Genomic DNA, 10958 nt, shown 5'->3' with positions numbered 1-10958 from the left:
GTCTTTCTTTTTCATTTTGATTGGCTTCCATTTGCTTTCTTCCCTTTCATTTATTATCAAACTTTCCTATTTTACCATAGAAATCCATATTTACATCTCAAATGGAATTGCTATAGAAGATTGGGCTAATGCTACTATGTTAGCCAAGGCTTTAAGAAATGCCACTGCACATGGTGCGCTTTCACCTAGTAAAGTTGAAGACTGGCGTTTAAAACCAGCAATGAAAATTCTAGTTAAAAACCTTGGCGATCTAGTTGTTTTTGGGTTGCAGACATTAGCATCACCTAGAGTTTAGCTAAATATCAAAAATTAATCGTAAAGCGTTCGCGAAGCTTTCCAGAAGGGTAGCTATCTCGTAGGGAATCGCCCTTGTCAAACTTGAAGTGCGATCGCCCACGAGGAAAATTTCTACAATATCAGATGAGCCACTATTGCTCTCATGTAACAAATTATGTCAACCTCTACGAAAAGGCAGCGTCCCGATATTGTGGCGATCGCCCGTCCAGCCTCAAAATGGTTTACCGAAGCGTCCCCAATTCAGATTTAATCATCCCGCTCTCCTGCACAACAGCCGACGCTGCTTCCCCCAAAATCCTGTGTGCAGCCGTCGTCGGATGAATGCCGTCCCAGAACAAAAATCGATCGGGACTACCACAAACACCTCCACCCGATAAACACGCACTCGTCACATTAGTCAAGCCATATTTAGCCGGAGAAGTAATGGCTTCCCGATAAAGCGCATTAGCATCCAGAGTCGCAATCTTTAAGTTTGAATGCTGTTGACTTAATACCTTAAGCGTTCGCCTCAAACCCTGATTGTGTGCTTGTGTTAATGCAGTGAGCCTTCCAGAATTAGCGCCTGTTCGCGTCGCCGGTAACTGCCCCAAATCTGGTAAATTTGCCAGCAGGATATTTTTGGCACCCACACCAGCAAGAGACGCGATCGCCCTCGCCACATTTTCAACGGGAAGGTTCGCATTATTTACCCCCTGCAAATAATCATTTGCACCCGCCCACAGTACATACAGCGCATGAGGATTTGCCTGTTTTTGGGATTTAGTCCAGGACTCAACTTGAGCTAACAAACCAGGGACAAGGCTATTGCGATCGCTCCCCGTTGTTGCACCTCCATAAGCCAAATTAGTGACTCGTTCAGGCGGCACCTTTAGGCGATCGGCAAGATATTCTACCCAAACCTTACCATTCGAGTAACGCCCTTGAAAGTAAGTCGAACGAGGCGGATATTGACCCCCGCTTGCTCGAAACACCATTCCCATATCCGAAAGACTGTCCCCAAATACATAGAGTCCATTGACAGCCTCAGAACTTTGAGCTGATAGCATGAGTGCAACCATAAAAGATAAAAACGCAATAATTACTGCAAAAAACGTTCTTTTTAACACTTGGTATTAGTTATAGGCGTAAAACATTTGATAAGTTGTGATCGATAATTACCGAGTTCGTTATTTTTACATTTAGTCTTAGTTATATTGTTGAAATAGCTTAAATATTTCCCCCAATTACTAATATATCAATTTTGGGAAAAATGTAGAAAGTAAAACTGAACTTTAATCGTGGGTTGCCTCACTCCACTGCTCAACCTACATAGATTGGTGATGTCCTTGACACTTTTCTCATGGTATCTAGCTCATAGCGCTCTAGAGGGGATAAAACCGTACATCTTTTGGGAGATTACCCAATAAAGTTAGGCAAGAGGCGAACCAGCAGCATCCCGGTTTTAAGCTAGCACAAGCTTTAAAACGCTCCTTTTGTTCAGGGGTGATAGCCACTCCTCCTACGAATGCAATTTACGCTTCTGTTTACGCTTAACTATTCTCCTCTATTGATAGTTGTTTTACCTAACCGGGCTCCTCCCTACAAAAGCCTCCCAAACAACCACCCTTGAGATAACTGTCAATCACGAAAAAAAGAATTGATTCAAAAATGATTTACTGGGCGTATCGAGAAATTGACCGCACTTTTGTTCCTTGAAAGCCGACACAAAACAAAAACCCTCCCCAACAAGGAGAAGGGAGGGTGAAAAGACAGTGAAAATTTTAATTTTTTGCAGAATTAACAATAAGGAGTTACATCTTCGCCGCACTCGTCAGCCAAATAACACAAAGCTCGAAAGCGCAGCCCAACGACTTGCTCGTAAAGAGGATTTAACTTGCACAGCGGCGGAATGGATAATAAGGTGCGATCGCCAATTTTGACTTCTCGCTCAAACGGACACTGGCTGGGAATAAACTTACACAGCAACCGAGCCAACTTTTGACTTTTAATTGCAGTGTTATCAAGCAATTGTTTTAGCGGATGCAAGGGGTCAAAGTGTGGCTTTTGACCGTAAGGTTGAGAATTTGTAGCGACATTAACGGCTGTTTCTTGTTTGCCAAATCCTACCCAATTTGGCAGAGTTCGGTAGGAGACTGTATGCTCAAATACGTTCATTTTGCTCTCTTCCTCTTTTATAACGAGGTGCCAATAACTCTTTGTAGAGCTTGTGCCATATTATCTACAATCAGTATCTACAGCATCTCGTTTTGTTTTACCGGATTGAACTTCTTAAATTAATGACTTATGGCGAGAAAAGTAGTTCCTGATTTTTTTTAAAGGCGGTGTGCGCTCTAAAAAGTGTCCTCATTTCAAGCCCAACGATTGATTGATAGGGTAAAAATTCTGTCTTCTACGTTTTAGCTTCAACCTTCGGTTGACTCTCCTTTTGTAGTTCAATTACTATTGTGACGCATCCAGGTGAATTATCCTATACGTGAAAATGCGGAATTTTTAATAAAACTTATAATATTTCTAAATAAGCTCTGCTGCAAAAAACCCTCAAACCTCGCCCCAACAATCTTTGCTCGCGATCGCTCAGAAACTTCTACAATGATAAATAATCGGTATCACCGCCCTCACCACCCATGAGTAACCCAGAAACCAAAGCTATCACCCGCGAATTGCAAAGCCACGCCGCCATTCTCGGTGGCTTCGTCTCCCTCCTCTGGATTATCGAAATTGTCGATGTATTCCTGTTCCGAGGCAGGCTGAATGCTTACGGAGTCCGCCCCCGCAGCCTCGACGGACTTCAAGGCATCCTGTTGATGCCTTTTCTACACGGCAGTTTTGCTCACTTAGCCGCCAATACCCTCCCTTTAGTGACATTGGGTTGGTTGATCATGCTGCGAGAAATTAGCGACTTTTTTATCGTGAGTGCCGTCACTGTGCTAGTCAGCGGATTCGGAGTTTGGCTGACTGGCGCGCCCTATTCCGTTCACATTGGTGCCAGCGGATTAATCTTTGGTTACTTCGGCTTCTTGCTGCTGCGGGGCTATTTTGAACGCAGCTTTACCTCTATTTTGGTATCTTTAATTGTCGGTTTCTTCTACGGCAGTTTAATTTGGGGAGTTTTGCCCTCGCAGCCGGGAGTTTCCTGGCAAGCGCATTTCTTTGGCTTTGTCGGCGGCGTATTAACAGCTCAACTTTTGGGGCGGCGGAAACGGGAAATTAGCTAGGATTAGGACTTATGGTGTATCCTATCATCACCTTAGTTTATTGCCCCGAACTTATCTGAAAGCGTAGGTTTTTTGTCAATGAACCTGGTTTTTTGTGTAATAAGTGCGTCCCGGATACCAAGACTAACTGCTGACCAATAATTCAACGCGGGCCGGTAAGCACACAGTAAAAACCGAACCGAAACCTAACTCGCTTTCAACGTGCATATCGCCCCCCATCATCACGCAAAAGTGACGACTAATAGTCAATCCCAAACCCGTGCCGCCATACTTGCGCGTAGTTGATGCGTCGCCCTGCATAAATGCTTGAAATAAATGCTGCAATTGTTCGGGGGGAATCCCAATGCCCGTATCAGCTACGCGAAAAATTATTGAGTCGGAAGGTTCTGCTATTTCTTGAGTGGTTAAGCTGTCATGTTTAACTCTTTCAATACAGAGGGTAATAGTGCCACCTTCTGTAAATTTCGCTGCATTGCTCAGCAGGTTGAGCAATATTTGACGAGTTTTGGTAATGTCAGCATACATCATTCCCAAGTCGCTACCACAATCAACTTCAAACTTATTAAAGTTTTTATCTACCAAGGGTTTAACAGTAGAAACTACCTCGTCAATTAAATTAACCGGGTTGAAAGTTTCTAAGTAAAGTTCCATCCGCCCCGCTTCAATCTTAGAAATATCTAGAATGTCGCTAATTAAAGATAGCAAGTGTTTGCCCGCTGTTTGAATTTTTTGCAAGTCGGGGATAAAATCTTCGCAGCCTAAATCCTCGGCGTCTTCTTTGAGCATATCGCTGTAACCAATAATCGCGTTGAGGGGAGTTCGCAATTCGTGGCTCATATTAGCTAAAAAGGCGCTTTTGGCTTGGTTTGCAGCTTGAGCGGTTTGAGCGACTTTTTGGAATTCTTCTGCTAATTTGCGCTGGGTAATATCTTCGGCAATACCGACGATGCGGTAAATTTCTCCGGTTTGGCTGCGGACTGGAAAAGCCCGATCGCGCACCCAGCAAACTGAACAGTCTGATCGCACTACCCGATACTCCTCATCATAATCGCCCCGCACCTGTTTCTCAAAAGCAGCCTTGACGCGATCGATATCCTCCGGGTGAATAGCATCCCAAAAAGCCTCCGGTTCTGACTGCAAACTCTGACAGCTCAAATTCCATATTTTTTCGCAAGCAGGGCTCACATAAACTAGCTGCTTTTGATTGGGTTCTCTAATCCAAAATACCTCATGAATATTTTCTGCCAACTGGCGAAACCGCTCCTCGCTGGCCCGCAACTTCTCCATAGCACTGTGAAATTCAGTCACATCCTGAATCAGCGATGCCACCCCAATGATGCTGCCGTCCGGATCAACCAAAGTCGTATTGTACCACTCGCAAAGAATAATTTTGCCGTCTTTTCTGAGGTTCTCGTTAAGGCTGGTAACTCCTCCTTGATTAGTGAGCAAAGTTATAGATAGTTGCCTGACATACTCCTTAGCACTTTCAGGAACTATGAGATCGACTCCGTGGCGTCCTATAGCTTCCAAGCGGTTGTATCCAAAAATTCTTTCCGCTGATAAATTCCATTCCGCTACTTCAAAGTTTAGATCCCATTCAATCGCTCCCAAAGGAGTTTGGTGAAGATGGAGAGCCAGTTTTTGCTGCGAGTTTTTCAGAGAAATAATTAATTGATTTTTGTCGGCGATCGCAGATTCTACCCGATCTTCGAGAGTAGTAAATGACTCTTCCAATTGACCGGCCATCATATTAAAAGAGCGAGCCAGGACACCCACCTCATCCTCCCGCTCTACAGATGCCATCAAGCCCGGATCTACCGCCATCCCGTCCCATTCTCCCCGGGACAAAGCCTCCGCAGCCTTGCTCAGACGCCGAATCGGTACAACAATCCACCTAGAAGTCAGGGCGCCAATCGCCGTTGCCAGCACCAAAGCACCCAGACACATCACCACAGTATACCGAGTGTTGGCATTAATCCTTTCCATAAAATCGGCTTCAGGAACCGTCACCACAATCAACCAGTCGAGGCCCCTGCTGTCTAAAAGCGGCGTCACCTGTAGAAATTGCCGTTGACCGTCGATCGTAAAATCTAACTGGCGAGATCTGTCAATATTGTGCAAATCCCCGAAGCGTTCTGTCAAATAGCGGGCGGTCGATCGAATTAGAACATTCTTGCTGCTGGCTGCCACAATCCGTTTCGCAACACCATTGCTAACAATAAATGGCGGTTCCAGAGTAGAATTTGCCACCAATTGCCCAGACCTTTCTACAATAAAAGTCTGTCCTGATTTGCCAATTTTTAGAGTTTCCAAGAATTGATTGAGCTTGGAAAGTGCCAAGTCAGTACCCAGGATGCCAATCAGTTTACCATCCTCGCCATAAACTGGTTGAGCCGCCGTAATCGCTAGTTTGGGAGCGTCAAAATAATTATAGATTTTACTCCAAGTCGGTTTGCCTGCAAGCACCGGAGCTATGTACCAAGGTCGGACGCGGGGGTCGTAGTTGAGAGTAGTTTTTAATAGCTTGGTTGGTTCCTCGAACTCGGACAGCGCGTAGCTATGCAAATTATAGCCAGTAGATTGATTAGAAATCTGAGCTTGCAACTTGCCGTCGTCGAGGCGTTCAACTCCAATAAAATCTTTTGCTTCGGATGCGAATTGAATGTAGCTAATTTTATCAAAAATTTTGATTTGTTTGTAGAAGTAGCGTTGCAAACTATCACTATCCGGCTCGTTCACAATGCCGAGACGGATGGCATCAAGATTGAGCTGATTGATTTGGTGTGGCGTTTCAATATAACTATGAATATGTTGCTGGATACGCGATGTGACTTCTGTCCGCAGTTGTGCGGCAACATGGTTGACGGCTGTGCGCCCGTTCCGCAGCGACAGCCACCCCGTCAACCCTACCGCAGCGAAAGTCTGGAGGGCAAAAGGCACAACAAGGACGATGCGAATTGGCACTTTGCCCGACATTTTTAAAATCGGGTCGGTCAGATATTTGATTGGCATGGTAAAGCAGAACTATTATTAACCCACAACATTCCGGTCAAGTACAACTTGATGAGCGCAGGTTTTGAAGTTGAGATGGTTTTAGTAGGCAAAGTGCTGTTAATAACTCGGAATCTGCCGCTGGCAACGGAATTTTTAACGACTGCCACCGCCATCTTAGCGCGATCGCGAGCTTTGGGAACATTGGCGATCGAGATGAATGCAGTATCAATCCTGAATGCACTCTACACACTCATACTATTATAGATTTTGAGATTAAAGAATTGAATAATTGGGAAAAACTGAGTCTGTAAGGGTTTAGAAGTTGCCTGCTGTTGCATTATTTTTTTTAACCGGTTTCTGAAACCGGGTTTTTTTAGCCTTTTGGCGGGCTGTAACTAACTATTGTCGTGAAAAAACCAATTGGTGAATAGCCACCCGTGCATCCACCACTAACTATTTTTCCACTCCTGACGCGCCCTAATCAAACAAATCGAGTTTTTGGTTGGCTCATTCCTGAAATGACGTATTCTGGGGTTTCAACCGGGTTGCTGGGTCCGTTCTATTTTTCCGATAGCGCGATCGAAAATTATAAGTTTTCACAGCAACTGCAATTGATATCTCCACAAGCAGCTACTTTTGATAGAGTGCAACTTAATTCTGGCTCGGTACAATAAGCGCATAGTAGGATGCAACTAGCGGAGGCATGGATGATGAACGCAGTTATTGCTACTCTTGGCACTGCTCTCGGACTGAGCTCAATTTTTATCGGTTTGACCCCGGCTGTTCTCGCCCAACAAAGACTGCAACCAGCGCCCCAAAATTCGGAAACGACTTTATCTGGGGACTCGTTGAGGACTGTGGAGGACAGAACCTTAGACTCGGACTACCAAAACTTGATTGGTGAACCAGAAACGGCGGCTAATTCTGCTAGAAGGGAAAGCAGCTTGGGCGACACATTTCGCCTCAAAATCGATGGCCCCTTGGAATTTATTACTACTCCTTCGGACGCCCAGCGTCAAGCAAATCCTTTACCTCCTAAACAAACCGACAGCGGTACAGAAGCGGGAGTTCAGCTTCAGCTAGGACTTTAGGAATTTTAAATGAATTCATTTGAAGCAAGCGATCGCGGAACCCACTTTTTAATTCTCGGAGTTATTGTGACTGCGATCGCTTTTTTATCTGAGTTTTATCACAAGTTTTGTGCGGTTTCCATCACACCAGGTTCTCTATTGTGAACCTAAAATTAGACCAATTAAACTTCCGATACAGACCGATTAGCTACATATCTTTACAATAGCGCATAAAACTGGCGGTGAAGGTGATGGGAAAGGCTCAACTGATCGATTATTTGCGGGGGGAGTTGGCGATATCGAATTCTGCGATCGCCGTTGCTCTCCGACACGGTGAACAAGATGCCAGCGAACTGCCGATGGTTCTGTGGCAGTACGGGTTAGTAACACTGGAACAGTTAAACCTGATTTTTGATTGGATTCAAGCTCAGCCGATTTAGCAATTTAAAATCCTGAGTTAAAAAATATGGATATCCGATTGCAATTTTTTGACAAATAAAGCTTGCACAAACGGTCGTCGGAAAGAATAGGGTTGAGTGTTTAGGTTGAGGGTGGGTCTTATTTTGTCCCAATTAGAAAAATACAAATATACAGCAGGGGCACAGCACTGCTGTGTCCTCATTTTTATTGCCACCTAAAATAAACTGCTTTCATATCAAATCTGGCAGCATCGGAATTAATATTACCCACAGCTTTCGAGACGGCAGTGCCTTGTCCTCTATATCATGTCGCTCGTGCAACCGGAAACGCTATCAATCTGTCGAAGATGCGATCGCCGATGGCATCCCACAGACGGTATAAAACAAGCCCCAGCAACTTTTAGGCTGCCGGGGCTTGTCTTGTTTAATTTGGTGGCGGGAAGTGGATTTGAACCACTGACCTTCGGGTTATGAGCCCGACGAGCTACCAGGCTGCTCTATCCCGCGTCGCTTTGTCTCTCTGTAGTGGTTTCCAAAAACAAAACCCTGAAACCTTAAAGATTACAGGGTTCGCTTGAATTTGGTGGCGGGAAGTGGATTTGAACCACTGACCTTCGGGTTATGAGCCCGACGAGCTACCAGGCTGCTCTATCCCGCGTCGTTTTGTCTCTCTACTAATATAAACATATCTTTCTGAAAATTGCAACCCCTAAATCAAAAAAACTTTTTAGATTGTGGGAGGGGTTGCTGAAATCGGCTCAGAGTCTCGATCGCCCTAAAGCATCGAAACTTCCCCGATTACCTCCAAGCGCTTGAAGTCACTGAGAGTGAGGTAAGTTTCCGAAAGAGTTTCGGCGATCGTCGGAGTAATCCACCCCAACTGCTTGAGCAAGTGAATTGCCACAGCAAATTGAGCGCGCTTTCCTCCATCCGTCACCTTAATTGCCAAGCCCATGCCTTCGCCAACGCGGCCAATGCACTGCACCCCTTCGGCGCCCGACTTGCTCACCAATTCCCCTTGAGTCAAGCGCATCAGTTCTGTGTCAAATTTACCCTCACCGGCAACCATCATTGGGTGATGAGTCATAGCGCGGACAATCCGTTCCATATCCACATTGTTACCGGAGGCTAACTGAGCGTACAAAGACGCCATTTGCCCCAACTGCAACAGATAGGTAGGAGCGCCGCAGTCGTCGCGAGCGCTGATAAACTCTTCGGCAGGCATTGCCAGCAAGTCAGCCACTTTGCCCAAAATAAGCTGCTGGACAGGATGTTTGCGGCGTAAATAAGTGTCCAGAGGCCAGTGCAGTTGCTGGCAGACAGCCAGCATACCGGCGTGTTTGCCGGAACAGTTGTATTGCAGGGCGCTCTTTTTGCCTTCGGGAATGGGGCATTGAAGTTTAGAGGGGTCAATGTCGCAGCGCCACAGGACGTTAAATACCTGGCGCGATTGCTCGATCGTACCTTGATGGGAACTGCAAATAATCGCTAAATCTCGATCGGTCAATTCGTAGCGTTCTAAAGTGCCAGTCCCCGTCACCGCCAAAGCTTGAAAAGGCTTGAGTGAAGAACGGACAAATGAGGCCGTTTCCGAGTTACCAGCAACGGACAGAACGCGCCCGCGGTTGTCGCAGACAGCGGCCTGGGCGCGGTGCCTCGATTCCACAATACCTTCGCGCAGCAGTGTGACTTCCAGTTCGGGAGCTTGGGTTCGTTTTCCCCTTGTCATATCAATTTTAGATTTTAGATTTTAGATTTTAGATTGAGGCCGGTGGAAGTTTTGAGTTGCGAGCTGCCAGTTACGAGTTATAAAGTTAATCTTTCTGCGATCGTTTCTGACTCGTGCACTCCGTGTGCGTGGTTGGCCCTGCGCGGCAATCTCAAAACTCAAAACTCCCGAACCGAACCGATTACAAACAACTCCAAGTTAGTCCCCCGGCAACCAGCAATACTGTCACACCATAAAATGTCTGCCGCAGACGCCTGAGAATTGGTTCTAGTTGGTAGTTAACAATCAACTGGTCTTGAAGCAAAACTTCCGGAGTTTTAGGCCAAGATTGACAATCGTACCAGCCAGACTCTTCGTAGACGACCGTGGGATTTGAAAGGCGCGATCGCACGTAGAACCAACCCAAGTAGAGTCGCAGCAAAGCTAATCCTAGAATAAAACTGGCACCTGCAGCTGCGCTGAGGACAAACTGAGCTGGATACTTGACAGGAGAAAAGCTAGAAGCAGCTATCGGCCCAGATACTAAGCAACTCCAAGCCCACACCCAAGCTAGTTTTGCCAGGTATCCGGGCCAATTGAGTGTTACCCAGCTAAAAAACCAGGATTCTTTAAGTTCTTGGTATTCATTGATGGGTCGCTGTTCTTGCGGAACCGGACAAATAGAAACAGAAGCGTCTTTCACATTAGCCATCCTCAGGGCGCGGGGGAAAACTCAATGCGTTCGGCGTGTCCCCAAAACGCTTCTAAATTGTAGAACTCCCGCTCTTGAGGCTTCAAAATGTGAATGATCGCGTCGCCGTAGTCCATGACGACCCAACTAGCGTCTGATAGGCCTTGTGTACGCAGTGGCAAGCGTTGCCACTCTTCTTCCACTTGGTCTGCTATTGCTTGGGATATGGCTCGTACCTGCACGTTGGAAAATCCGGTGATGATCGCAAAGTAGTCTGCCAAATAGCATACTTCTGACACCCGGAGCAATACAATATCTACTGCTTTGCGGTCATCGGCTGCTTGGGCAACGGTCATGATCAGGCCACGAGCTTCGTCTGAGGAGGTGCCGTCGGTTGCTGTAGACTGAGCCCTAGAGTATTCGAGTTGAGTTAGATCAGACATTAAGTGTTTAATTTCCTAATTGATACGGTAAGAGGGAATCGGTGCGCTACGAGCGATCGGTTGTTGGCAGTTTGAGACTGGAAATAGGAGTTAGGTTGAAGCTAAAAGTAAGGACAGGATT

General features: G+C 46.0%; 11 protein-coding genes, 2 tRNA genes and 1 pseudogene. 6 read left to right on the top strand and 8 right to left on the bottom strand.

The window, feature by feature from the left end; genetic code table 11:
- A pseudogene (locus QUA62_RS16550) lies at nt 1–295 on the top strand (hypothetical protein); the annotation flags it as partial.
- A 223-nt stretch (nt 296–518) separates the two neighbouring features.
- Here QUA62_RS16550 and QUA62_RS16545 read toward each other — a convergent pair.
- Both QUA62_RS16545 and QUA62_RS16540 read right to left on the bottom strand, forming a co-directional pair.
- Nucleotides 519–1343 carry an SGNH/GDSL hydrolase family protein gene (locus tag QUA62_RS16545; RefSeq protein WP_333405495.1) on the bottom strand — a complete coding sequence of 275 codons (825 nt, stop codon included), beginning with the start codon at nt 1341–1343 and terminating at the stop codon, nt 519–521.
- A gap of 730 nt (nt 1344–2073) precedes the next feature.
- The gene (locus QUA62_RS16540; protein WP_333405493.1) at nt 2074–2451 is read right to left on the bottom strand and encodes a Mo-dependent nitrogenase C-terminal domain-containing protein; all 378 of its coding nucleotides are present in this window, start codon (nt 2449–2451) and stop codon (nt 2074–2076) included.
- A 470-nt stretch (nt 2452–2921) separates the two neighbouring features.
- Here QUA62_RS16540 and QUA62_RS16535 point away from each other — a divergent pair, with 470 nt between their 5' ends.
- Nucleotides 2922–3512: a rhomboid family intramembrane serine protease gene (locus tag QUA62_RS16535; protein WP_333041719.1), complete on the top strand. Its 591-nt coding sequence runs from the start codon at nt 2922–2924 to the stop codon at nt 3510–3512.
- Nucleotides 3513–3635: 123 nt separating this feature from the next.
- Here the strand turns inward: QUA62_RS16535 and QUA62_RS16530 are convergent, their stop codons facing one another.
- The gene (locus tag QUA62_RS16530) at nt 3636–6524 is read right to left on the bottom strand and encodes a PAS domain S-box protein (RefSeq protein ID WP_333405491.1); all 2889 of its coding nucleotides are present in this window, start codon (nt 6522–6524) and stop codon (nt 3636–3638) included.
- A gap of 51 nt (nt 6525–6575) precedes the next feature.
- Between QUA62_RS16530 and QUA62_RS16525 the strand changes: the two genes are divergently transcribed.
- The 4 genes from QUA62_RS16525 (at nt 6576) to QUA62_RS16510 (ending at nt 8016) form a co-directional block, all read left to right on the top strand.
- Nucleotides 6576–6770, top strand: a complete 195-nt coding sequence (locus QUA62_RS16525; RefSeq protein ID WP_333218769.1) for a hypothetical protein — start codon at nt 6576–6578, stop codon at nt 6768–6770.
- Nucleotides 6771–7213: 443 nt separating this feature from the next.
- Nucleotides 7214–7597: a hypothetical protein gene (locus QUA62_RS16520; RefSeq protein WP_333405489.1), complete on the top strand. Its 384-nt coding sequence runs from the start codon at nt 7214–7216 to the stop codon at nt 7595–7597.
- 9 nt (nt 7598–7606) lie between these two features.
- Nucleotides 7607–7741: a hypothetical protein gene (locus QUA62_RS16515; RefSeq protein ID WP_333405487.1), complete on the top strand. Its 135-nt coding sequence runs from the start codon at nt 7607–7609 to the stop codon at nt 7739–7741.
- An 86-nt stretch (nt 7742–7827) separates the two neighbouring features.
- The gene (locus tag QUA62_RS16510) at nt 7828–8016 is read left to right on the top strand and encodes a DUF2949 domain-containing protein (RefSeq protein ID WP_190663201.1); all 189 of its coding nucleotides are present in this window, start codon (nt 7828–7830) and stop codon (nt 8014–8016) included.
- Between the two features lie 409 nt (nt 8017–8425).
- Here QUA62_RS16510 and QUA62_RS16505 read toward each other — a convergent pair.
- The 5 genes from QUA62_RS16505 to rsfS all read right to left on the bottom strand — a co-directional run bounded on the left by QUA62_RS16505 (nt 8426) and on the right by rsfS (nt 10837).
- A tRNA-Met gene (locus tag QUA62_RS16505) sits at nt 8426–8502 on the bottom strand.
- Nucleotides 8503–8576: 74 nt separating this feature from the next.
- Nucleotides 8577–8653: transfer RNA gene (locus tag QUA62_RS16500), tRNA-Met, on the bottom strand.
- Between the two features lie 117 nt (nt 8654–8770).
- Nucleotides 8771–9724, bottom strand: coding sequence for an asparaginase (locus QUA62_RS16495; protein WP_333405485.1), 954 nt, complete (start codon nt 9722–9724; stop codon nt 8771–8773).
- A gap of 181 nt (nt 9725–9905) precedes the next feature.
- Nucleotides 9906–10415 (bottom strand): CGLD27 family protein, encoded by a 510-nt coding sequence (locus tag QUA62_RS16490; RefSeq protein WP_333405483.1) that lies wholly within the window; start codon nt 10413–10415, stop codon nt 9906–9908.
- Nucleotides 10416–10417: 2 nt separating this feature from the next.
- Nucleotides 10418–10837, bottom strand: coding sequence for a ribosome silencing factor (gene rsfS / locus QUA62_RS16485; RefSeq protein ID WP_333405481.1), 420 nt, complete (start codon nt 10835–10837; stop codon nt 10418–10420).
- Nucleotides 10838–10958 lie beyond the last annotated feature (121 nt).

The sequence above is a fragment of the Microcoleus sp. MON1_C1 genome (assembly GCF_036701945.1).
Lineage (GTDB): Bacteria > Cyanobacteriota > Cyanobacteriia > Cyanobacteriales > Microcoleaceae > Microcoleus.
Note: the sequence above shows the minus strand (reverse complement) of the source record. Positions and strands in the feature narration are given on the sequence as shown.